Below are 25,014 nucleotides of genomic sequence, written 5' to 3' on the forward strand. Positions count from 1 at the left end.
CTGCTAACCCGGACAAAATGTGTGTAAAAAGACCTAGACCTTCTCTTCCTTTTTCACACGGATATCCAAACGCTGCAATTGCTTGCGGACTGGGACGTAAATGATGAGGGCGAACAGAAAATGGATAAATAAATCAGGAATCATATATTGTGCCAGCGCCCAATCAAAAGTCTGATGATTCAGCTGGAACAGATGATCAATGGCAAAAAGCATGGAATCCAGCAGAAAACTGCCGATCAGCACAGCTCCCATCATAATAGGCATTGGCGCACGTCGAGCTGTAAATACCAGCCCCAGCAAATAAGCCGACAATCCCATTGCAAAAGAGTAAGGTCCGATAATAAACCCGTAATACACAACGTCATGAATAAGCCCAAAAACAATACCCAGTACCAATGCCGTATGGCGACTATAATATACGGATACGAACAAAATGACGACATACACGAAATTCGGAACCATTCTCGGATGCCAACTATCCGGAAGAAGCCACGGAAGAATCGTTCCTTCAGCTATAAACAATACAAACAGCAGCAGTATTAAAACCTGACCGCGTATCTTCATTATTCCGGTACCTCAGGAGTGTAAAGAACGAGCAATTCTTTCCAATCCACGAAGCTGGCTGCCGGTTTGATAATCGCTGTACGTGTTTGTCCGAACTCGCCAACCTGGATTTTTTCTACCGTGCCGATCAACAGATTTTTACGGAACTTCCCGCCTGCTCCGGACGTAATGATCTGATCACCTTTTGCGATTGGATCATTTTCCTCAATGCGAGTCATTTGAAATCTGTTCGTAGCCGGATCATAACTTTCAATCATACCAAACGAATTATTTTCCTTGCCCAGTGCTGTCGCCGCAATAGCATAAGAATTTGGATTTTTAGGGTCTAATGTAGTCAATAGCGTAACTGTAGAAGTGAAATTCGCTGTGCGACTAATAACCCCTACAAACCCCTCAAGTGATCTGACTTCCTGACCAACCTTGGCCCCATCCTTTTCACCAATATCAATGACAAGCGTTTTGGAATCATTACTGACGCTATTTACCTGTGCAATCCGATAATCATATTGATTTTTGGACTTTTGCGTTTGGGTGAATTTCAGTTCTTGCTCAAGTCTGGCGTTTGTCTCTTTCAAGTTAGAAGTCTGAATCTGCTCGGCGGTTAACTGCGCTACAGCAATTTTCAACCGTTCATTTTCGCTATAAATGCTCCGCATATTCCCGATATCTTCAAAGAAGCCCGCTATTGCTGAAGCGGGCCTGTAAAAGATACCTTGCACAAAGCCAATTGAATCTCTGGCGAACTTTTCCGGCCAGGTTAAGGAATTTCTCTGTCCAAGTGTAATCCCCATAAGGGCAATAAACAGAACGATTCCGATCAATAGAATAAATAGTCTTTTATTGCCAAACAGCTTAAACAGTTCCTACACCCCCGATTCAACGTTTGGAACGGACGGCGGAACTGCTGCGCGATTTGAACAAATGAATATTTTCCAGCGCTCTGCCTGTACCGATTGCCACGCAATCCAGAGGATTTTCCGCTACGATAACCGGCATCCCAGTTTCAGCCGCCAACAACTTGTCCAAGTTACGCAAAAGTGCTCCGCCACCAGTCAATACGATACCTCTGTCCATAATGTCCGCCGCCAGCTCGGGAGGGCATTTTTCCAGTGTCACTTTGACTGCTTCCACAATTGCATTCACTGTATCGGACAACGCTTCACTGATTTCATCCGAAGTAATCGTAATCGTCTTCGGCAAACCTGTTACCAGATCACGTCCACGAATTTCCGACGTCTCCACTTGTTCCAGCGGCATTGCGGACCCGACTTCCATTTTCAACTGTTCTGAAGTCCGCTCACCAATCATCAGATTATATTGACGCTTCACGTATTGGATGATGGACTCGTCCATTTCATCACCAGCCACACGCACGGAACGGCTCGTCACAATCCCGCCCAGAGAAATAACCGCTACCTCGGTTGTACCTCCGCCGATATCAACAACCATACTACCCGTTGGCTCCCATACGGGAAGATCAGCGCCGATTGCAGCTGCAAACGGCTCCTCAATCGTGTACGCTTCCCGCGCGCCTGCTTGCTTCGTTGCATCTTCAACAGCACGCTGCTCCACCGCAGTAATGCCTGAAGGCACACAAACCATCACGTTCGGATGACGTGGAAACAAAGAACGTTGGGCTTGCGCCTGACGAATAAAATATTTGATCATCGTTGCAGTCGTGTCAAAATCCGCAATAACGCCATCCTTCATCGGACGGATCGCACGGATATTCCCCGGTGTACGACCAATCATTTTTTTTGCAGATTCACCAACCGCTTCAATGGTTTTTGTGTCTGTACGTAATGCGACTACAGAAGGTTCACGAACCACAATCCCTTTTCCTCTTACGTATACCAGCGTGTTTGCCGTCCCCAAGTCAATTCCTAAATCTTTTGTAAAGCCACCCAGCATGATGTTAATCTCCTTTTCTCTTCCCTGAAATCTGTTATCCATGTATAAACGGTTTATTCAGGCCGGCCTAGCCGGTCGGATTTAAATGTTTGATTTAAATAGTATATTATATCAGACCTTGTTCCTTCAAACTTACGAAGGTTCCGTCCCCGATCACGATATGATCGAGCACGTCGATGCCCACGATGTTGCCCGCTTCCATCAGGCGACGGGTCAACTGGACATCCTCCGGGCTTGGCTTCGGATCACCGCTCGGATGGTTATGAGCGCAAATAATCGAAGCACTGCTGCATTTGATCGCTGCCCGAAATACTTCACGAGGATGTACGATGGCGGCATTCAGGCTGCCCATGGATAGCGTTTCCTGGGCAATGACATGATTTTTAGTATTCAGGAACAGGCATACAAAATGCTCCTTCTGCAAATAACGAAGCTGCTCAAACAGCAAATCTGCCACGTCCCGTGGGCAACTGATCACCGGGGTCTCCAAATGGCGTGACAATGCCAACCGTCGCCCCAGTTCGATACCCGCTTTGAGCTGTATCGCCTTGGCATTGCCAATGCCTTTAATCTGGGTCAATTCGGTCATACTCATATCCACCAGTTGGCGCAAGTTCCCCGCCTGCTGCAAAATACGCTGCGCTAAATGCAACGATGACTCATTTTGTGTTCCCGTACGCAGCAATATTGCCAGCAACTCCGCGTTGCTTAAAGCTTCCGCCCCATATGTCATCATGCGCTCTCTTGGTCGTTCTTCATGAGGGAGGTCGCGAAGCATCAGTGTTGGCGACTCTAACATATGTTTATCCCCTTTAAGGTTGCAACACGCTCACTCCGAATTCGGACAACATGTCCGACAGCAGGGAAAGCGGCAATCCTACGACGTTAAAATAACAACCCTGAATAGATTCCACCAGCGTAGCACCCAAACCCTGAATGCCGTACGCTCCCGCTTTGTCAGACGGTTCGCCCGTATTCACATATGCCACAATTTGCTCATGGCTCAAAGGCTTCATCGTAACCTCCGTTTGGCGGTGTCTGACAAGCGTTTTGCCGGTTACGGTATGTATGCAGGCCACCCCAGTGAATACAAGGTGGGTTCTTCCCTGCAATGCTGTCAGCATGCGAACCGCGTCCGCATGGTCGGCAGGCTTACCCAGTACCAAACCATCCAGCACGACTATGGTATCACTGCCAATTACTAATCCACCTTCTTCGGATTGGCTGGCAATGTTCACGACCACTTCGGCTTTGCGTACCGCAAGGGTCTCCACAATTTGCTGAGGCGTCCAGCTCTCAGGCGTGCTTTCATCCGCATGACTCGGCATCACGTCAAAGGGTAGTCTAAGAAATGAAAGCAATTCCTTCCTTCTCGGTGAAGTCGATGCCAGAATAATGCGGGGCGTAATTTTCCCGTCCATAAGGGAAGCTCCTTTTCATCAGTTAGAGCCTGCGGTACAGCCAGAACGCGGCGATGATGCCGATCAGACTAAGCAGGCTCAATTCAAAATTTATCGTTATGTTGTAGCTGATAATATCCAGATCCGCTCTCGGCGACCAGGATATCGTAGTGGGGTGGGTCAGAAAGGAAAGGAATTTGATCGATTGAAGGGCTTTGGCAATCCATGCACCCAAGAGCCAACCGAGCAACAAAAACAGTATAAGCATTCCTACATTTTTTTTCATCCTGATCTTCCCTCGCCATTTTTTGACACCTTCATTATTATACGGTGATTTCAACTGCAATACAAACAGAAATCCGGCATGGGGAACTATTTCCAGTTCCTTGCCGGAAAACATTGAGAATCTATTGTTTTATAAATTGTATAAATTCCTTCTCATGCAAAACATATTCCATCATCGAAGACTGAATTTCCCAAATGTGCTCCTTGGCTGTGTTCTTGTTATATTCTCCAAGTGCCGAGACTGCACTGTTCATCGCCTTTTCCAGCGTGGATGCGGAAGCAGCCGCTTCCTTCGGCAGACCGGAGGGAAGCGCAGCGATATTTTGTGTCCACTGCTGATGCAGATCGTTCAGTTCCTTCATTTCGGTGGCATTTGCCTTACCTGATCCGCCTGCTTCAAGCAAGGATGAGGAAAGCCCGCTCAGCTTGCCGACCAAAGTGCTGCTTAGCTGAAAAAAGATAGTGAGCTTTTCACCATCGCCCCCATAAGCTGCTTTTTCGAATCCAGGCAGTTGAAGCTCACGGACATACAGCTCAACTCCTTGTGTTTTCAGTTGATTGCTGAGCAGCTTGGCCTGTTCCCTGTCTGGCGATATTCCTGCATAGACTCGGTTCTGATCCTCGGTGTCCCCACCGGCGGCAATGCCTGCCTTCAACAGCTCTTCCTTTGCTTGCAAAGCCCGTTCAGGGGTGCTGAATACTCCGTATTGCAGCAGGTAATAGGTTTGTGGGGGGACCTGAGCCGATACAACTGTAACAGGAGCGGAATTCTCTTTTACAGATGGTGTATGTGTACTAACTGATTCTTTAAAAACCGGTATAGCCTCCTCTGTTGACGGATCTGATCCAGGAACAGCTCCACCTCCGTTAAAAAGCAGCAACATGATGTATCCAAACATCCCCCCGGTCATCAACGCACTGGCTACTGAGCCAATCAGCTTCCATCTGGAGGGATGGGGCGGACGCTTTCGGTACTCTTGACTGGAACGATGAGTTTCTTCTTCATCCTCTTCCGTACGATCTGGCAGAAAATCCGTATCTGACCAGGAAGCTGCTGATCGCCCAAACGGATCATCCCATCCTTCCTTCACGATGGGGGCAGGAGCAAAACGCCGCCTCGTACTAGGTCTATTCACGCCCGAAGGCTCGTTAATTTCTGAAATTCGTTCAGTCCCGTTGTTTGCACCTATGCCGCTAATTCTTTCCATTCTTTCATGCTGGTTAGCAGCTTGATACTGTTTCTCGCTTTCAGACCGTTCTGCTTCTTTATTTGTTTCACGCTGCTGGCTAGTTATCGGCCTGTTTTTGTATGGAAGCACCTGTAGCTTTTCCTCACGGCTTGTCTCCGGCGTCTGTTGCTCAAACCGGAATGTCATCTTTGCCTTGTTCACGGATGCACTCCCTCCTTGTCCCATACTTCCTCATAGTCTGTTGTATGAGTCAGGAAGAGAAAATATGCCCTGGACATTACAAAAAAGGGTATCCCGAAGACACGTTTCGTGTTCGGAATACCCTTGATGGTAGTATTTCATCAGCGTAACACTTTATGCATCTTGTTACACTTGCTGCTCGCGCAGATGACGTGCTAGCGCGTCGCCTGCTTTCCAGATATCTCCCGCGCCCATTGTCAGCACAAGATCGCCCGGCTGAAGACGATCCTTCAACTCGTCGATAACAGCTTCCTTGGTTGGCAGATAGATGGCATTCGCGTTGCTGTTCTGGACGATTAAATCCACGAGTTTCGAAGAATGCACACCTTCAATTTGTTTTTCTCCCGCTGGAGAATAAATGTCGGTAATAATGACTTCATTCGCCTCACTGAACGCACGACTGAACGCATCCAGCAGGAAAAAAGTACGGCTGTAGCGTTGCGGCTGGAACACAGCAATAATACGCTTACCAGTCACTGTAGCTGCACTAATCGTAGCCTCAATCTCTGTTGGATGATGAGCATAGTCATCAATAACAAGAATGTCATTGCTTTCGCCTAGCACCTGAAAACGACGCTTCGCTCCGTGAAACTCCACAATAGCCGCAGCAATTTGCTCAAATGGGATGCCTGCTTCCAAGCAAGAAATTACACTAGCCATAGCGTTGTACAGATTATGTTTACCCGGTACAGACAATTCGATGGTTCCAAGCGCCGTCCCTTTGCGATTCATGGTAAAGCTTAAACGACGGTCACCCAACTGGATATCCGTTGCCGTATAATCTGCTTCATGCTCGACTCCATAGGTAATGACTCGAGTCTGAATCTGAGGCAGCATTTCCCGTACGTTCTGATCATCAGCACATACGATAGCCGCGCCATCCGGCCGGATTTGACCCAAGAACTGTACGTAGGCACTTTTCAGACGATTAAAGTCGCCATCATAATTTTCCAAATGATCGGCTTCAATGTTGGTTACGATACCTTGCCAAGGATGATATTGCAGAAAAGAACCATCGCTCTCATCCGCCTCGGCAACGACAAACTCGCTTTTGCCTGCTTTGGCATTCGTCCCCAAATTCGTGATTTCGCCGCCAATAATGTATGTTGGATCGACATTACATCTCTCCATAACCAGAGCGATCATCGAGGAGGTTGTCGTTTTGCCGTGCGCTCCCGCAACAGCTACTCCCTTACGCTCGTTAAGCAACCGTGCGAGCATCTGGGAACGATGCAGGGTCGGAATATTCAATTCCTCTGCTGCCACCCGCTCCACATTGTCACGGGACAGTGCCGTCGAATAAACGACAATGTCCGCGCCTGTAACGTGCTCAGGCGTGTGCCCGAGATATATTTTTGCGCCTTTCGCCGCCAGTTTTTCTGTCAGCTCCTGTGATGCCACATCTGAGCCTGTCACGGTATATCCCATCTCCAGCATGACCCGAGCAATCGCGCTCATCCCGTAACCGCCGATACCGATAAAATGAACATGTTCCGAAGTAATCAACAAATTTCACCAACCTTTTTCCGAATCGGTTTGATACATAAGGGTAGCCCGTACATCCGCAATGAGATACAGTGTTCCGGACACCACCCCCAGATCCTCCGCTTCCGTATGTGACTGAAGCAAGCGAAGAGCCTTTTTCCAGTCACCTTCTACAATAATTTTCAAATCCGTTTTGGCATAGGACGGCCGCAGCTTCTCCACGAGATGAGCCAGTTCAGCGGCATTCATTTTGCGGCGGAAATCGGGCTCGGTCAGGATAAGCGTATCCACTAGTGGCAGTATATGCTGCAAGTATGCTTCATGATGCTTGTTTGACAGCATACCCATCATTAAAACCATTTTTCGGTACGAATACAGTTGGGGAAGACTCTTTGCCAGCGTCTGCGCCCCTTCTGGATTATGAGCACCGTCAATAACAATTCGCGGCGAACTGCTGACCTGTTCCAGACGACCTGCCCAGGCTGCTTCTCTAAAGCCCTCCAGTAGTTCAGCGTCATCCAGCACAAAAGCCATATACTGACGAAGCACCTCAAGCGTCATCAAAGCTCCTGCCGCATTAGCACATTGATGCTCGCCTAACAACGTGATGCCGATTTCCATGTGTCGGAAGGGTCCCGCAAACGAAAAAGTCTGTCCTGTTTCGTCCCCATTCAGCCGTTCATACGTAAACTGTTCTCCTGCTAGATACAAGGTAGCTCCCTGCATTGCCGCCGTTTCCCGTATAACCTGAATAGCCTCTGGCTGAGATACACAACTAACAACAGGTACGCCTGGCTTGATAATTCCAGCCTTTTCGCCTGCGATCTGTTCGAGTGTATCCCCTAAAATATCCGTATGGTCATAGCCTACATTCGTAATGACCGAGACGATAGGACTCACGATATTAGTTACATCCATCCTTCCCCCGAGGCCCGTCTCCCATACCACAACATCTGGAAAAGTCACCGTTGCATAATATAAAATAGCCAACGCTGTCGATACCTCAAACATCGTGGGTGATCCCAAATCACTGGCCGCGATTTCCTTGACCAACGGATACAAACGATTGGCAAGCAAGACCAGTGTATCATCGGGAATATCCGTCCCGTTGAATTGGAATCGGTTCGTAAACCGGGTGATATACGGAGACGTAAAGGTTCCCACATCATAACCGCATTTCAGCAGAACAGAGGTTAAGAAAGCACAGGTCGAGCCCTTGCCGTTGGTTCCCGCAATATGCACAAATTTAAGATGCCGTTGCGGATCCCCCAACATGCTCATTAACTTCTCAATCCGTTCCAGTCCGGGTCTGATTCCGAACGGAATCAAACCGTTAATCCATTCCACTGCTTCATCATAGCTTTGTAAAGGAGCCACTCCCCCGCCCCTGATTGTATCTGACATCCTCTTCACCTTCAGGTCATTTTATAGTTAGTGGAATTATCCCTTGAGTTCTTCAATCCGTGCGATAACTTTGGCGCGCTTATCCGAATAATCGGCTTTCTTGGCCTTCTCTTCCTCGATGACTTTGGCTGGTGCCTTCGCCACGAAGCCTTGGTTGGACAGCTTTTTCTCCACGCGCTCCACTTCACTGTTCAAATGCTGAAGCTCTTTTTCCAGTCTGCTAATTTCCTGGGCAATATCAAGCAGCCCGGCTAACGGCAGGTATAGCTCTGCTCCGCTGACTACAGAAGTCATGGCTTTATCTGGAACAGAGAGTTCCAATCCCGTGTCGAATTCAGACGTATTACAGAATCGACGTACATATTCCCCATTGCGGTTAATGATATCGAGAACGGCTTGATCGCCGGGTTTTACGAGCAATTCGATCTTTTTACTCATCGGCACGTTCACTTCAGAACGGATATTCCGCACTGCGCGAATCACGTCGATCAGCAAATTCATTTCAGCTACCGCATCCTTGTCCTCGAAAGCCGAATCGTAAACAGGCCAAGCGGCCAGTGTAATCGTTTCGCCTTCATGCGGAAGATGCTGCCATATTTCCTCGGAGATAAACGGCATGAACGGATGAATCATGCGCAGTGTCCGATCCAGCACATACGCCAGTACGGACTGTGTTTTCTTTTTCGCCTCTGCATTCTCGCCATACAGGGAAAGCTTCGCAAACTCGATGTACCAGTCGCACAAGTCATCCCAAATAAAGTTGTACAGAAGGCGGCCTGTCTCGCCAAATTCATAAGCATCTATTAGACGCGTGATATCGCGTGAAGTTTCGTTCAAACGGTGAAGGATCCAGCGATCCGCTGTGCTCAAATCACCGGTAATGTCGATATCGGCCGCAGTGACCCCTTCCAGATTCATCAGCGCAAAGCGTGACGCATTCCAGATTTTATTGGCAAAGTTACGTGCCTGCTCTACCCGTTCCCAACGGAAGCGAAGGTCCTGTCCAGGCGTGCTGCTGGTAGAAATCATATACCGCATGGCATCCGTGCCATATTGGTCGATTACGTCGAGCGGATCAACACCATTGCCAAGGGATTTGGACATTTTTCTACCTTCCGCATCACGAACCAGTCCGTGCATAAGCACGTCCTTGAACGGAATCTCTTCCGTAAACTCCAGTGCGGTAAAGATCATCCGCGACACCCAGAAATAGATAATGTCATACCCTGTAACCAGAACATTGGTCGGGTAGTAGCGTTGGAGATCCTCAGTCTGCTCAGGCCAACCCAATGTCGAAAACGGCCACAAACCAGAGCTGAACCATGTATCCAGCACGTCCTCATCCTGTTTCAGCTTTCTGCCAGCATATTCAGGCAAGGTTGTAGGATCCTCTGCCGATACAATAACTTCTCCGGTTTCTTCATCGTACCAAGCCGGAATACGGTGTCCCCACCACAATTGACGGGAAATACACCAGTCACGCACATTTTCAATCCAGTGCAGATAAGTACGCTCAAAGCGATCCGGGACAAAGTTTACACCATTGCCAGCCTTCTGCACTTCAATCGCTTTGGCTGCCAGAGGCTTCATTTCCACGAACCATTGTGTAGACAGATAAGGTTCTACAACCGCACCTGTACGCTCGCTGTGGCCCACCTGATGCACATGCTCCTCGATACGGAGCAGCACGCCCTGCTCTTTCAGGTCAGCGACGATTTGCTTACGGCAATCGCTGCGATCAAGACCCTGATATTTGCCTGCTTCGGCGTTCATCGTACCTGTTTCGTCCATAACGGTAATCTGTGGCAACTGGTGACGTTGCCCCATTTCAAAGTCGTTCGGATCATGAGCTGGCGTAATTTTAACCGCACCGCTACCGAAGTCTTTTTCTACGTAGTCATCCGCAATGACCGGAATTTCCCGCCCGATAATCGGAAGCACGAGTGTTTTGCCGATCATATGCTTGTACCGTTCATCCTCAGGATGTACGGCTACCGCTGTATCGCCCAGCATGGTTTCAGGACGCGTGGTGGCTACAGTGATAAACCCACTGCCATCTTGAAGCGGATATTGCAGGTGATACAGATTTCCGTTTACCTCTTTGTATTCCACTTCAATATCTGATAGAGCCGTACGTGCAGCAGGGTCCCAGTTAATGATGCGTTTACCGCGATAAATCAGGCCCTTCTTGTACAGCTTGACGAATACTTCGCGAACGGCTTGAGACAACCCGTCATCCAGCGTAAAACGCTCACGCGAATAATCGAGAGAGAATCCCATTTTTTCCCATTGATTATGAATGTTGTCCAGGTAGAGATCCTTCCATTCCCAAACCTTCTCCAAAAATTTCTCGCGTCCCAGATCGTAGCGCGTCAAGCCTTCCTCACGCAGCTTCTGCTCTACCTTCGTCTGGGTGGCAATGCCCGCATGGTCTGCCCCTGGCAGCCACAATGCGTCATAGCCCTGCATCCGCTTGGTGCGGATAATAATGTCCTGCAAAGTAAAATCAAGAGCATGTCCAATGTGCAGCATGCCTGTAACATTCGGTGGTGGAATAACGATTGTAAAAGGCTCTGCCTCTGGAAGTCGTCCAGCGCGGAAATACCCCTTCTCCATCCACGTTTTGTACCATTTTTTCTCGGCTGATTTTGGATCGTACGTTGTCGGCATTTCCAAGGTTGTCTTGTTGTCTTGTTCTGACATATCAGGATACCTCCATGATTTTTCAATTGGCAAATAAAAAAAGCCCTTCATCCTCAAAGGACGAAAGGCTGTTCTCTCGCGGTACCACCTTTGTTTCACCCCTAGTGTATGTATCCACTGATCCATTACACATGGTGTGACACTTATGCAGATAACGGCTGCGGACCGGCCTTATTCTACCGTGAACCTCGTACCTTCCGTTGGGATTAAATGAGGGACCGTTCGAACAGGCGACTCCCGGGTGACTTCGGCCAGTAGCTTCCTGCGGAACCTCACAGCGCTGCAATTCCACTCTCTGAAGGGCTTGCTGCCTACTCTTCCCGATCTCAGTCTTTCAATAGCTATACCACATCATACATTTCCCATTGACTATAGTCAACACCCGTTGCTCATTTTCCAATGACCGAATTAAGGGATGTACAATACCTGCCCTTCTTCTACATGATGCTCTGCCAGCTTGTTATACAGTTGAAGCTCCCGTGTGCTGAGTTGATAGCGATCAGCGATCGTTTCTAGTGTATCTTCACGCTGAACGATGCATAATCGGACCTTGCGGAACGGCGTTTCATCCTGTGTATGGAAAAAAAGGTTTTTCCATTTGGCAGCCTCACGCTCTTCTTGGGCTTCCTGCCCCTGCGGTTCTTGCTCCAGTTGCTGCTGGTATTCCGCTTCCTTCACCGAACGACTGGATTGTAGCAATGATGAGTAGACCACCGGGTCCGGCTCGTCTGCTTTTTCGTTCTTTTTGCTGTTCAGCGCCACGCGCATCTCCGGTTTATCGTCTGCAACAGTGTCCTGGGACACAGCGTCCACCTGCTCTAATGTCTCACGTCTAAAATCATCCACCTGACCTGCTTCCAGCTGCGGCTCCAGATAGATCTCTGGCTCCGTCGCGTGATGCGGTTCAGCCAGCAAAGGATCATAGACCACATTGGGAGCTGTGGAGGATATTTTCGGCTCACTTCCCGTCCATGCTTCCTCTTGCTGAAATCCCCATACTTCTGGTGTCTCATGCTCATGCTTTACCTCGGAAGTGCTGTCTTCAACAGCTTTACCCGTCCAAGGCTCATAGATCCGGTTCGGGTCTACAGCAGACTCGTAAGCTTGGTGTTCCGGTGATGACTTCTGCTCCCCATACTCCTGTGATGGCTGTTCCCAGGAAGCGTACTCCTGCTGAGCTGGCACCCTGTATGAAGATTCAGACTCCGTCGTATGATCGGATACAGAATTCTGAGTGGCATAAGTTTCTTCCTGACGCTGCTCTGCATTCGCGGAAAAGGGGCGAGCGGGATGTTCAGGTGCGTGCACCACCGTAAATTCCTCATCCAGCCAAACCGCTGTCTCCTCCGCATGGGAGCTTTCCACCCCGTGCAGGGAGAGAACACCTGTAATATTCAGACTACGTAATGATAGCAGGTCCACATCGAAATTCTCAATCTCAACTGAAATGTCTTCCAATCTTCCTACCCGATTCAGTGGAATCGTAATTTCCACAGGGATCAAATGATGAAGCTCATTCATTACCTGTTCAGGTGTGCGGTACACGCCCTCCAGCAGCAAATGCCCTCGCAAAGCGGCATGGTCGCCGTGGGTTACAACCTGAATGCGTGGCAGAAGCTCAATTTCCTCCAACTCAGCAATCCCGGCAGCTTCCTCCGTCAAATGAATGCGTTCATAAATATCAAAACGCAAGCCTTGCGGCTGATCATTCTGTTGTTTGTTCAAGGATGGCATCCTCCTTTGGGCAGCCTCCGCACATCCTCTGACTCCTGTCAGGCGCACGGAAACTCCATATTGCAAACCGTTTCTAGGTTCAAGTATATGCGCCAAAATAGAAGGCATGCCATCTTTTATAGCTGTTGATGCAGCTTTTGAAAATCATCCGGCCAAGCATCTTCCACAGTAATCGTTTCACCGCTCAGCGGATGACGGAAGGTAAGACGCTCTCCGTGCAGCGCCTGCCTGCCAAAATCAGCAGCCCGTCCCCCGTATAATACATCCCCCAATAACGGATAGCCCGCATGGCTAAGATGAACGCGAATCTGGTGCGTTCGGCCTGTTTCCAGTGTTAAATATACGAGGCTAACCGCCTTTTGACCGCTCCCCCACACTTCACCAAGCTCCACATGGGTAACCGCGCTCTGTCCGGTCGAAGAAACACGGCGACGCTGCTTGTGATGCCTGTCCTTGCCAATCGGCCAATTCAGCGTCCGCAGTGATGAAGGGACTTCACCCCGTACCAAAGCCACATAACGGCGACCGATATCTTTGGCCCGCATCTGCTCGTCCAGCTTGAGCAACGCGAATTCATTTTTGGCATACAGCACCGGGCCTGTCGTATCCGTATCCAGTCGATGCACATGCCGTACTGCCGCATGGATGCCATTCATCTCATAATACGATGCGACCGCATGATCCAACGTCAGTGGTCCCTCTTTTACAGCTCCGTCCGGATGTACCGCCATACCCGCCGGTTTGTGTGCGACCAAGCAAAAATCATCCTCATACAGCACCTTCAAATCATACCAGCGAGGAATCACGCCAAGGTTTGTAACGGGAAAAAGGGCCAGCCGCAGCCGGTCCCCCGCAAGTTCAATCTGCTTTTCATGTCGCAGTCTGCGCCACAGCTTGTCCGGTAGCTCCAAACGGTTCAGCAACCAATGATCTACAGCATCGGTGTAATGTTCACCCTCTGTGATTTCCCGTCCCGGTGTGACTTCCAGCCACGGTCCCCGTCTTTTCCAGCCGCCCTGCCAGCTCATAGATGTTTGAGCGCGCGATAGTTCGCTTCAATGGTAGCATCAATATCTTCCACCGTATGCACACCCGACACAAACATGCCCTCAAATTGGGATGGCGCCACACTGACCCCCTCGTTCACCAATTCGGTAAAGTAACGGCGGAAGTGGTCCTGATTACTTGTTTTGGCTGTATCAAAATTGACAACCTTCTCCTCCGTGAAAAAAGGACAAACCATGGAACCCACACGGTTGATCGTGACAGGTATACCCAACTCACGTGCATTACGCTCGAATCCGGCCTGAAGCCGGGCTGCCCGTTCTTCCAGTCGATCATATACTTCTGGCGTCAGCAATTTAAGCGTCGAATAGCCTGCTGCCATAGCCAGCGGATTTCCGCTAAGCGTACCCGCCTGATAGATCGGACCGGAAGGAGCAATCTGTTCCAGAATATCGCGACGTCCGCCATAAGCACCTACAGGCAGACCTCCGCCAATGACTTTACCCAGGCATGTGAGATCCGGGGTCACACCAAAGCGACCTTGAGCTGAATGAAGTCCTACCCGGAATCCGGTCATGACTTCATCAAAAATCAGCAGGCTTCCATACTGCCGGGTTACTTCGCGCAGTCCTTCCAAAAATCCGGGTTGTGGCGGTACGACTCCCATATTTCCGGCTACTGGCTCGACAATAATGGCGGCAATTTCCTCGCCAAATTTTTCAAAGGCCAGTTTCACCGAAGCCAAATCATTGTAAGGAACGGTGATCGTGTGTGAAGCCACGACCTCAGGTACACCGGGGCTGTCGGGCAGACCCAGTGTTGCCACACCAGAGCCTGCTTTAATCAGCAAGCTGTCCGCGTGACCATGATAAGAGCCTTCAAATTTAAGGATTTTGCTGCGGCTCGTAAATCCGCGTGCGAGTCGAATCGCACTCATCGTCGCCTCGGTTCCCGAGTTGACCATACGAACGATATCCATAGAAGGAACACGCTCACAAACGAGCTTCGCCATTTCGGTTTCCGCTAACGTCGGCGCTCCGAAACTGGTTCCTTTGACAACTGCAGCCTGTAAAGCCTTAACGACCTCAGGATGCGCATGTCCCATAATGAGCGGTCCCCATGAACATACATAGTCAATATAGGATTGACCGTCGATATCATATACCCGCGATCCTTCTCCACGGTCGATATAAACAGGCGTAATGCCGACGGATTTAAAAGCCCGGACCGGACTGTTTACGCCACCCGGAATATATTGCTTTGCCTCATCAAAGGCTACTTTGGAGCGCGCATCCTCGCGCACTGTTCGTTGTTCGTTGATCATTCTGATCACTCCTGTCTTCTGGAAGATACGTTTATTGCTTCAACCATCTTGCCGCATCCTTGGCGGAATAGGTAATAATCATGTCTGCACCTGCGCGCTTCATGCTCGTCAGAATCTCCAGCACCATCGCTTTTTCATCAATCCAGCCTTGAAGAGCTGCCGCCTTGACCATCGCGTATTCACCGCTGACGTTGTAAGCCACCATAGGCAGATCAAATTGATCCTTAATCGTGCGCATCACGTCCAGGTACGAAAGGGACGGCTTCACCATCAGCATGTCCGCACCTTCCAGCACGTCGGATTCTGCTTCTCGCAATGCTTCACGCGCATTGGCAGGGTCCATCTGATAGGACTTGCGGTCACCGAATTGCGGTGCAGAATCTGCCGCTTCCCGGAAAGGCCCATAAAAAGCAGACGCATATTTGACGGAATACGACATAATCGGAATATGCGAAAAGCCTTCCTCATCCAGCCCTTGTCGAATCGCCTGCACAAAGCCGTCCATCATATTGGATGGCGCGATAATATCAGCGCCCGCTCTCGCCTGGGAAACGGCTGTACGTACCAGCACCTTCAGAGATTCGTCATTCAGCACTTCACCACATACCTCACCATCATGCTCATGCATGTGGACCATACCGCAGTGCCCATGATCCGTAAACTCGCACAAACAAGTGTCAGCCACAACCAGCAGCTCGGGATAACGAGACTTGATCAGACGTGTAGCTTCCTGAACAACACCATCGTCAACAAAAGCTGAAGTACCCAAGCTATCCTTCGTCTCTGGAATGCCAAACAGGAGCACAGCAGGAATGCCAAGCTCACTAATTTCTTTCAGTTCTTCTTCCAATTGATCCAGAGAAAATCGGTACACACCCGGCATGGAGCTGATTTCCCGCTTCACTCCTGTACCGAATGTTACATAGATGGGCTGGATAAAATCAGCTGGATTCAATACCGTCTCACGTACCATACTGCGGATAGCAGCAGATTGACGCAAACGGCGATGTCTGGTAAAAGGAACACTCATGATTGCAAACCCCCAGTTTTTATACATTCATTTGGTGAAATATAATTATGATGTCACAGCGCTTGATTGTTTCCAGTCACATAGCGATTGAATCAGGCTTTCAATAGTTGCCTTTTCCGCCATGAAGCTGACGGTCAGGCCCGCTTGGGTCGCTGTTTCTCCGGTGAGAGGACCAATCACAGCGATCGTCACTCCCTCCAGCAGCGACAGCGGATCTTCGACTCCCATCTGCCTAAGTGCTTCCAGAAAAAAGGTTACTGTTGAGGAACTGGTAAAAGTAATCGCATGGATGGCACGTTCCTCAAGCAGCTTGAGTAGTTCATCATCCTGTGCGTTTGCCGCCAGCACGGTTTGATACAAATCGGCCTCGGTCACCTCAAGTCCCAGCTCTCTCAGCTTCTCCGGCAGCCAGGACCGAGCGAGATCGCCTCTTGGCAGAAATACGTTCTGCCCTGCCTGCAAATCCTGCTCAAACGCTTCGAGCAAGCCCTCTGCCTGAAAAGGGCCTTCAATCTGCTCCGCTTCAATTCCGTGCGTGCGAAGTGCCGCCGCTGTAGCCGGTCCGACTGCAGCAATACGCGCCTTAAATAGCGAACGTACATCCTTGCCTTGTTCCTTCAGATGAGTGAAAAAGTATTCCACTCCGTTAACGCTGGTAAAAAACACCCAGTCGTATTCAGGCAATCGTGCAAACGCCTCAGTAATTTGCCGTTTCGTTGGCTCGTCCGTAGGGACAACCGTCTGGATGACGGGAAATTCATAAGGCTCGCCGCCAAGCTCTTCAATCCGATGAACCAGACTGCTGGCCTGGGCACGCGCACGTGTAACCAAAATCCGCTTGCCGAACAAAGGCATATCCTCAGCCCATTTTAACTGTTCACGCTGATTAACCACTTCTCCGACGACGATAACGGCGGGAGGCTGAAAATTCGCGGCTTTCACCTTGGCCTCAATATCTGCCAGCGTACCCACCAGTGTATCCTGCTCCGCCCGGGTTCCCCAACGGATTAAAGCAACGGGTGTGCTTGGCGATTTGCCGTGTTTCATCAGCTGCTCACTGATATAGCCGATCTTCGCTACACCCATCATAAAGATCAGTGTACCCGTTGCGTTCGTTACTTTATCCCAATGAATACTCTTGTCGAGCTTGTCCGGACTTTCATGCCCCGTAATGATAGACAGCGATGAGGCCATATCCCGGTGTGTAACCGGAATGCCCGCATAGGCGGGTACGCTGATTGCTGAAGTGATGCCAGGTATAATTTCATAGGAAATACCGTGTTTACGCAGCAGTCCGGCTTCCTCTCCAACCCGACCAAAGATGGTGGGGTCTCCCCCTTTGAGCCGAACAACCGTTTTTCCTTCCAAGGCCAAGTCCACCAGCAACTGATTAATTTCCTCTTGCTTCATGGTGTGACGATCCGGCAACTTGCCAACATATATTTTTTGGGCACCTGGCTTCATCAAACCCAAAAGGCGAGGACTTGCCAGTCTGTCATAGACAATAACATCACCCAGTTGAATGCATTCCCAACCCTTGACTGTAATCAGTCTTGCGTCACCGGGTCCTGCGCCTACTAAATATACCTTTCCTGCCATTTCATTACCCCCTCACCTGCGCCAGAATCTGTTCCGCTCCTTTGGCGATCAAGCTGGCCGCCACCGCTTCTCCCAGCTTTTGCGGATCATTTCCCTGGAGCGTTTCCTTCAAAATAACTTCGCCATCCGGCGAGCCTACCATGCCCGTGAGGCGGATTTCCTGGTCAGCCCAGACTGCGTGAGCCCCGATTGGCACCTGGCATCCCCCATTCAGCACGCCCAGGAAGGTTCGTTCTGCCGCAACCGTAGCCGAGGTATCCTCGTCGTTGTACAGGCGCAGCAACGCCAGCAACTCTTCATCGTCTGCACGGCACTCAATACCGAGCGCTCCTTGTCCGACTGCTGGCAAGCAGGCTTCCTCCGGTATATAGGACGTGATTCGGTCTTTCCAGCCCATACGGTTCAAACCTGCCGCAGCCAAAATAATGGCGTCAAATCCTTCAGTCTCCAGCTTTTTCAGGCGGGAATCAATATTACCGCGCACAGGCTCCAATTGAAGATCCGGTCGTAATGACTTGATCTGGCTGGCTCTGCGCAGGCTACTTGTGCCGACCTTTGCCCCTTGCGGCAGGTCCTCCAGGCTCTTGAATCCCAGGGTAACGAGACAATCCCGCGGGTCCTCCCGACGCGGCACCGCGCCGTTCACTAGCCCTTCTGGCAATTCTGACGGCATATCCTTCATACTATGTACTGCCATATCAATTTCACCAGCCAGCATGGCCTGTTCAATTTCTTTGACAAACAGCCCTTTGCCACCCACCTTGGACAACGTTACATCCAAAATCCGGTCGCCCTTGGTCAATATTTTTTTTACGACAAACTGCATATCCAGCCCATGCTCCGCGCACAACGCGTTCAAATCCTCGATGACATGCCCGGTCTGAGTTAGCGCAAGCGCGCTCTGTCTACTACCTACCACAATTGTTCGCATGCTATTCCTCCTGATTTTGCGCAATCCATGTGTCTATCTCTTCTTGAGTCCATGCAGTAAATTCCTGACGTCGTATTTGCTCCAAAATTCCGCTACTCGCCAAACGTCTCAGCAGTTTCGCCCTTTGCTGCGGGGAAGATACGATACGTTTAATCGCTTGCCGCATATCGTACATGAAATCCAGATACGGTTCGTATTCCCTACCAAACAGCGTATCCAAAGCCGATGTAATTTCGGACGTAACAGCCGGACCTGCACCTGCGGTGGATACACTGATCGTTAGCCTGCCCCGCCGGATGATGCCCGGCGTTATAAAGTCCGCCTCTTCCGAACGGTCCGCCACATTTACCAGTATACCCCTTTGTCCGGCCTCATGCGCAACCGTATCGTTCACATCTCTCCGATCGGTCGCCGCATATACAAGAAAGGCTCCCTGGAGGTCACCCTCGCGGTATACGCGATTTACCCAGTGGAGCTGCTTATGATCGGCCAGAACCTGTAAATCCGGCGTTATATTCGGACTGATGACGGTTATGAACGCCCCGCTTTCCATCAGTCCCTTTACCTTGCGTTCCGCTATCCTTCCGCCGCCCACAATACAACAGATCTTATTTTTACAATTCAGCGAAATCGGCACAAAATGTTGCAAATGGCCATTCACTCTCCCGTCCACTGATGAAATACAGACCAGGAATTCAGCAAAAAGTTGAGAATCAATAGCGTGTAGCCCACCAATGCCCATTTTGCCATCACGAGGCCCGACTTCTGATTGAATCTTTTGCTCACTAAAAATACAATATACACGCACAGGGCTATCGCTGTCATCAATACTTTAGTATCCAGTAGCAGACGCCAGCGTTCTTCAGCAATAATAGAAATGACGGCAACTACAATGGAGACCCCAAGCAAAGGAGTACCAATCAACAGCGCCATATGGGTATACCGATCCATCATTTCCAGACTTGGCAGACGCCGGATCGTATCACTCCATTTCTTGACTTTCAATTTACGATGCAAAAACAGATAAAGCCCCGAAAATACAGCCGCTACTGTCATGGCTACAAAGCCAAGATTGGCCAAAGCGATATGGATGAGAAGCAGCCCATATACCGTATGCCAACTTCCAAGCGGACTGTTGGTGGGCTCCATCCATATATTATTGAGCACAAGAACTGCAAAACTAATAATATTAAGCAGCAATACCGCAAATTCCGACCGCTGATAGCGTGACAGCATTAAAGAAATCAGGACCAAAATAAATGAAAACAGAAATAAAAAATCGTAGGTCACGAAAATAGGAAGATGTCCTTCGTTCCAGGTTCTCATTCCCATATATATAAGCTGGAGCACAAGAACGACAGCAAGAAGCCCTGTACCTGTCCGTTTGGCACTCGCATTACGGCGAATGCCATCCGAGAATACAAACAGAAGGCTCAGGGCAAAAACATAAATCATCGAATCATATATAAGCGTGCTTAAAGCCACGTCCACTCACCCGCCTTTACAGGCCAGCCGGCGCAAACGACGCTGGCGAGGATTGGGCCTGACCGGATTTTTCATGAATACCGGCCTCCGGTTTCATTAACGCGGATGCATCGCTTTTATCTACTTTCTGAGCGGCGTCCTCCAAACGATCCTCCAGAGCAAAAATGTGGCTAAACAGTTCAAGCGCCTCATTCCCCTGCTTTTGGACAGCCAGTTCCTTCACCGAATTGATCGGATCATACATCATCTGGTTCAGCATGCTTTTCGTCAAACGGCTAATCACTTTGCGTTGTCGTTCATCCAACTCGGGAAGCTTGTTGAACAAGCTTTCGAGCGTATCCTGATGCACGGACTCTGCTTTTTCCTGTAAAGCACGAATCACCGGACGCACTCCCATCGTTTTTAACCATTGATAAAACTCGCCAAGTTCCCCTTCGATCATATGCTCAATTTTGGCAGCCTCTGTACGACGCATTTCCAAATTACTCTCCACGATGCCTTCCAGATCATCAATATCGTAAAGAAAAACATTCTGCAATTCGCCAATAGCCGGGTCCAAATCGCGTGGAACCGCGATATCAATCATAAACAAAGGCCGGGACCGACGGCGTTTCATACTGGCTTCAACCCGCTCCCGATCCAGAATATATCCTTGTGCACCTGTCGAGCTAATGACAATGTCCACATCCGCCAACCGATTCATACCTTCCTCCATCGTGACCGGCGTTCCGTGAAACTTGGAAGCCAAATCTTCCGCTCTGGATAAAGTCCGGTTCGCCACAATGACCTCGGCTGCTCCCCCGCTGTACAAATGCTTAACGGTAAGCTCGCTCATTTTACCCGCACCAAGAATCAGTACCTTCTTATCGGTAAACATCCCGAAAATCCGTTTGCCAAGCTCAACTGCTGCATAGCTGACGGATACGGCGCTTTCTCCAATGGACGTCTCCGAATGGGCACGCTTGCCCAATGTGACGGCCTGCTTAAACAGCATATTAAACCACGTTGCCGTAATTTTCTGGGATTGAGCCTGAAGAAAAGCGTTCTTCACCTGTCCCAAAATTTGTGTTTCTCCGATCACCATAGAATCCAGGCCACAAGTCACACGGAACAAATGCCGAATGGCCTGCTCGTCCTCATATATATATAGATGCTGTGTAAATTGATCGCGGGGAATACCGAACCATTGCTCCATAAAACTGCGTATGAAATAACCGCACATGTGAAGGCGGTCCACCACGACATATATTTCAGTCCGATTGCAGGTTGCGACAATTACGCCCTCCAACACACTTTTGGTGAGTTTGAGTTGTTCCAGCGCTTTTGGTAAATCTTGTTCCGCAAATGTAAAACGCTCTCTGACTTCCACAGGCGCCGTACGATAATTCAACCCAACAACGACGATGTGCATTGCAAGTTCACCTGCCTAAACTGTAATAAGAATAACCACTGTTATCATAAACTATGTTAATTATATCACAGAAGTCCGAATCTCCTCCGGCTGTTTTATGAATTGTTTATGAAAATTGGATGGCAAACTCCAACATCCAAAATGTTCTCTATCGTTTGATATAGTTTGAACCAGTCTTAAAACAAATAACCATGGAATAAATCCATGGTTATTCTTCGCATATATCTTTTCCGATAGAGCGCCCTCCATGGACGTCCTTCTTCTTAGATTTCCGGTTGTTCCTCGTCTTCGTCGTTCTCAATATAGCTGGAGATGACCGACCATAGCTCATCCTTACCCATGCCTTCTTCAGATGAAAAGGGGATAAACAAACCCCCGGGAAGTATTCCGAGTTCCTGCTTGATTACTTTATAATGCTTCTCCCGTCGTGTTTTGGGGATTTTATCTGCCTTCGTGCCTACAACACATACCGGGAGTCCGTTATGGCGTAACCAGTCATACATCATGATATCATCCTTGGACGGTGGATGACGCAAATCGACCATTTGAAGCACCAGCTTGAGCGGCTCCCGTTCCAGCAAGTACGACTCAATCATTTGCCCCCAGGCTTTACGGGACGTTTTGGATACCTTTGCGTAGCCGTAACCCGGAAAATCGACGAAATAGAGATCATCATTAATCCGGTAATAATTGAGCTGCTGTGTTTTCCCCGGCGTAGAACTGGTGCGCGCCAAGTTTTTACGGCTAATCAACCGATTAATCAGTGACGACTTCCCTACATTGGAACGCCCCGCCAGAGCAATCTCTGGCAAAGCGTCCACAGGGAACTGATCGGGGCCAACCGCGCTAATAATAAATTCTGCTTTTGTTACTTTCATTGTGTCCTTAATTCCTCTCTAATGTACCCTTGCCTGCTCAACCAAAGCATGCTCTAGCACCTGATCCATATGGGCAACGGGAACAAATTCAACATCCTGCCTAATACTGTCGGGAATATCTTTTAGATCCCGTTCATTATCCTTGGGAAGCAGAATTTTTTTGTAGCCTGCCCGGTGGGCTGCCAGCGACTTCTCTTTCAATCCGCCAATAGGCAATACGCGGCCGCGCAGGGTAATTTCACCCGTCATAGCCACATCCTTGGATACATGACGGTTGGTCAGCGCTGAAATCAACGCTGTAGCAATGGTAATCCCCGCCGATGGCCCATCCTTCGGAATCGCTCCCTCCGGAATGTGGATATGAATATCATTTTTCTCATAAAAGTCCGTAGCAATGCCCAGCTCAACCGCTTTGGAGCGAGTATAGCTAAATGCTGCCTGCGCGGATTCTTTCATAACGTCTCCCAGCTTACCTGTAAGAATCAGCTTACCGCTGCCGGGCACGACCGTCACTTCAATCATCAGCGTTTCACCGCCGACCTCTGTCCACGCCAAGCCTGTAACCGTACCAATCTGGTCTTCCAGCTCCGCTACACCGTAACGGAATTTGGCGACGCCTAAATAATCCTTCAGATTATCCGGTGTAATTCGAATCGGGCCTTCTCCGCCGGATACCACTGACTTCGCAGCCTTGCGGCACAGAGAAGCCATTTGCTGTTCGAGATTCCGCACGCCGGATTCACGGGTATATTCGCGGATGACACGCAGCAGCGTATCCTCCCCGATGTCCAGTTGCTCCTCTTCCAAACCATGCTCTCTCTTCTGCTTGGGCAGTAGATAACGATTGGCGATTTCGAGCTTTTCCAGCTCGGTGTAACCCGGAATGTACAATGTCTCCATCCGGTCCATCAGCGGACGCGGAATGTTGTGCGCAGCATTGGCTGTCGTCACGAACATCACATTGGACAAATCGAAGGGCAGCTCGACAAAATGGTCACTGAACGTATTGTTCTGTTCGGGATCAAGCACCTCCAGCAACGCCGCCGAAGGGTCACCTCGAAAATCAGAAGCCATTTTATCAATCTCATCCAGCAAAAAGACTGGATTAGACGTTCCTGCCGTCTTCATCCCCTGAATGATACGCCCTGGCATCGCGCCCACATAAGTGCGGCGATGACCACGAATTTCCGCTTCATCCCGCACGCCCCCGAGCGAGATGCGGACAAATTCCCTCCCCATGGACTTGGCGATGGAACGAGCCAGCGAGGTCTTGCCGACCCCCGGTGGCCCTACGAGACACAGAATCGGACCCTTAATGGTCTTCACCAGTTTGCGTACAGCCAGATACTCCAGCACCCGCTCCTTCGGCTTATCCAGTCCATAGTGGTCATCATTCAGTACCTCTTCAGCCTTGACGATATCCAGATCATCATCCGTGAACTTGTTCCATGGCAAGCTTAACAGCCAATCGACATAATTACGGATAACCCCGCCCTCGGCAGAGCTTGCAGGCATTTTCTCCAGACGGTCGATTTCCTTCTCAACCTTCTCCTTCACAGGAGCGGGCAGTTCCAGTTCACTTAGCTGATTGCGCAGTTCTTCTACTTCTCCCGCGCGACCTTCCTTCTCGCCAAGCTCCTTCTGGATCGCCTTCATTTGCTCACGCAGGTAATACTCCTTCTGCGTTTTCTCCATCTGTTTCTTCACGCGCTGGTTAATTTTACGTTCCAGCTCCAGTACCTCACGCTCGTTATTCAAAATATCCAGAAGCTTCTCCAGACGTTGAGTTACGTCGATCGTCTCCAGTATATCCTGCTTCTCCTTGATTTTGAGCGTTAGATGGCTTGTAATCACGTCAGCCAGCCGTCCGGGCTCCTCAATGTCGGATACCGCAGCGAGAGTTTCGGGAGTTACCTTTTTGGACAAGTTGATATAATGCTCGAACTGGGTCAAAACAGTACGCATGAGCGCATCCGTCTCGGGATGCACGTTTTCTGCCTCATGCAGCTCCTTTGCCAGTACCTCGTAATATTCCTCATTGTCCGTATATTGAATAATCTCGGCACGTTCCAGCCCTTCCACCAGCACCCGAATCGTTCCATTGGGAAGCTTGAGCATCTGGCGCACTTTGGCTACCGTGCCGACTCTAAAAATATCCTCTTGTGCGGGTTCTTCAATATTTACTTCTGATTGAGAACACAGGAGAATCAAATTATCTTCAACCATCGCTTTTTCCAAAGCCTTGACCGATTTTTCCCGGCCCACATCGAGATGCAGCACCATGCTCGGGTAGACGAGAAGTCCTCTTAAAGGCAGCAAAGGAAAACGACGACCTTTTGTCTTGTTGGGTCCCATCGCTTTCGCACCTCCAGTGATTCTCAGGTTCCGGATTTTACAATCCTTCACGTTGTTATCTTTCATATTTTATCAAATGT

Annotated in this window: 21 protein-coding genes; all 21 read right to left on the minus strand. The window is 49.6% G+C overall.

All coding sequences use genetic code 11. From position 1 onward, the window contains the following. Positions 1-33 precede the first annotated feature (33 nt). Positions 34-564, minus strand: coding sequence for a rod shape-determining protein MreD (gene mreD / locus ABIA61_RS17125; protein WP_283652997.1), 531 nt, complete (start codon positions 562-564; stop codon positions 34-36). After that, the gene (gene mreC / locus ABIA61_RS17130; RefSeq protein ID WP_327204664.1) at positions 564-1,391 is read right to left on the minus strand and encodes a rod shape-determining protein MreC; all 828 of its coding nucleotides are present in this window, start codon (positions 1,389-1,391) and stop codon (positions 564-566) included. The genes mreD and mreC overlap by 1 nt, the downstream gene beginning before the upstream one ends. Before the next feature lie 49 nt (positions 1,392-1,440). Continuing rightward, positions 1,441-2,475, minus strand: coding sequence for a rod shape-determining protein (locus ABIA61_RS17135; protein WP_283652998.1), 1,035 nt, complete (start codon positions 2,473-2,475; stop codon positions 1,441-1,443). 106 nt (positions 2,476-2,581) lie between these two features. Next, positions 2,582-3,274, minus strand: coding sequence for a RadC family protein (radC, locus tag ABIA61_RS17140; protein ID WP_404581051.1), 693 nt, complete (start codon positions 3,272-3,274; stop codon positions 2,582-2,584). Positions 3,275-3,287: 13 nt separating this feature from the next. Next, positions 3,288-3,896 carry a Maf family protein gene (locus ABIA61_RS17145; RefSeq protein WP_283652999.1) on the minus strand — a complete coding sequence of 203 codons (609 nt, stop codon included), beginning with the start codon at positions 3,894-3,896 and terminating at the stop codon, positions 3,288-3,290. Positions 3,897-3,918: 22 nt separating this feature from the next. After that, positions 3,919-4,161 (minus strand): DUF4321 domain-containing protein, encoded by a 243-nt coding sequence (locus tag ABIA61_RS17150; protein WP_044645689.1) that lies wholly within the window; start codon positions 4,159-4,161, stop codon positions 3,919-3,921. A 121-nt stretch (positions 4,162-4,282) separates the two neighbouring features. Next, positions 4,283-5,551: an SPOR domain-containing protein gene (locus ABIA61_RS17155; protein ID WP_283653000.1), complete on the minus strand. Its 1,269-nt coding sequence runs from the start codon at positions 5,549-5,551 to the stop codon at positions 4,283-4,285. Positions 5,552-5,716: 165 nt separating this feature from the next. Next, entirely contained in the window at positions 5,717-7,096 is a 1,380-nt protein-coding gene (gene murC, locus ABIA61_RS17160) for a UDP-N-acetylmuramate--L-alanine ligase (RefSeq protein ID WP_283656315.1), read from the minus strand. A gap of 6 nt (positions 7,097-7,102) precedes the next feature. Continuing rightward, on the minus strand, positions 7,103-8,479 hold the full coding sequence (locus tag ABIA61_RS17165; protein WP_283653001.1) for a bifunctional folylpolyglutamate synthase/dihydrofolate synthase: 1,377 nt from the start codon (positions 8,477-8,479) through the stop codon (positions 7,103-7,105). Positions 8,480-8,515: 36 nt separating this feature from the next. Next, positions 8,516-11,182: a valine--tRNA ligase gene (locus tag ABIA61_RS17170; protein WP_283653002.1), complete on the minus strand. Its 2,667-nt coding sequence runs from the start codon at positions 11,180-11,182 to the stop codon at positions 8,516-8,518. A 408-nt stretch (positions 11,183-11,590) separates the two neighbouring features. Then, positions 11,591-12,907 carry a LysM peptidoglycan-binding domain-containing protein gene (locus tag ABIA61_RS17175; RefSeq protein WP_404581053.1) on the minus strand — a complete coding sequence of 439 codons (1,317 nt, stop codon included), beginning with the start codon at positions 12,905-12,907 and terminating at the stop codon, positions 11,591-11,593. A gap of 125 nt (positions 12,908-13,032) precedes the next feature. Next, positions 13,033-13,944, minus strand: coding sequence for an RluA family pseudouridine synthase (locus tag ABIA61_RS17180; RefSeq protein ID WP_283653004.1), 912 nt, complete (start codon positions 13,942-13,944; stop codon positions 13,033-13,035). Next, positions 13,941-15,245: a glutamate-1-semialdehyde 2,1-aminomutase gene (gene hemL, locus ABIA61_RS17185; RefSeq protein ID WP_283653005.1), complete on the minus strand. Its 1,305-nt coding sequence runs from the start codon at positions 15,243-15,245 to the stop codon at positions 13,941-13,943. The genes ABIA61_RS17180 and hemL overlap by 4 nt, the downstream gene beginning before the upstream one ends. A gap of 31 nt (positions 15,246-15,276) precedes the next feature. Then, positions 15,277-16,275, minus strand: coding sequence for a porphobilinogen synthase (gene hemB, locus ABIA61_RS17190; protein WP_404581054.1), 999 nt, complete (start codon positions 16,273-16,275; stop codon positions 15,277-15,279). Positions 16,276-16,320: 45 nt separating this feature from the next. Then, entirely contained in the window at positions 16,321-17,874 is a 1,554-nt protein-coding gene (cobA, locus tag ABIA61_RS17195; protein WP_404519658.1) for a uroporphyrinogen-III C-methyltransferase, read from the minus strand. A 4-nt stretch (positions 17,875-17,878) separates the two neighbouring features. Next, positions 17,879-18,805 carry a hydroxymethylbilane synthase gene (gene hemC, locus ABIA61_RS17200; protein WP_404519656.1) on the minus strand — a complete coding sequence of 309 codons (927 nt, stop codon included), beginning with the start codon at positions 18,803-18,805 and terminating at the stop codon, positions 17,879-17,881. A gap of 1 nt (position 18,806) precedes the next feature. Beyond that, the gene (locus ABIA61_RS17205) at positions 18,807-19,454 is read right to left on the minus strand and encodes a precorrin-2 dehydrogenase/sirohydrochlorin ferrochelatase family protein (RefSeq protein ID WP_404581055.1); all 648 of its coding nucleotides are present in this window, start codon (positions 19,452-19,454) and stop codon (positions 18,807-18,809) included. Between the two features lie 8 nt (positions 19,455-19,462). Further along, positions 19,463-20,290, minus strand: a complete 828-nt coding sequence (gene ccsA, locus ABIA61_RS17210) for a cytochrome c biogenesis protein CcsA (RefSeq protein WP_404519653.1) — start codon at positions 20,288-20,290, stop codon at positions 19,463-19,465. Positions 20,291-20,306: 16 nt separating this feature from the next. Beyond that, positions 20,307-21,701 (minus strand): glutamyl-tRNA reductase, encoded by a 1,395-nt coding sequence (gene hemA, locus ABIA61_RS17215; RefSeq protein ID WP_404581056.1) that lies wholly within the window; start codon positions 21,699-21,701, stop codon positions 20,307-20,309. A 263-nt stretch (positions 21,702-21,964) separates the two neighbouring features. Then, positions 21,965-22,579 (minus strand): ribosome biogenesis GTP-binding protein YihA/YsxC, encoded by a 615-nt coding sequence (yihA, locus tag ABIA61_RS17220; RefSeq protein WP_044645655.1) that lies wholly within the window; start codon positions 22,577-22,579, stop codon positions 21,965-21,967. 18 nt (positions 22,580-22,597) lie between these two features. Further along, positions 22,598-24,934, minus strand: coding sequence for an endopeptidase La (lon, locus tag ABIA61_RS17225; protein WP_283653013.1), 2,337 nt, complete (start codon positions 24,932-24,934; stop codon positions 22,598-22,600). Between the last annotated feature and the right edge of the window lie 80 nt (positions 24,935-25,014).

The organism is Paenibacillus sp. RC21 (genome assembly GCF_044907935.1).
Taxonomy (GTDB): Bacteria; Bacillota; Bacilli; order Paenibacillales; family Paenibacillaceae; genus Paenibacillus; species Paenibacillus terrae_A.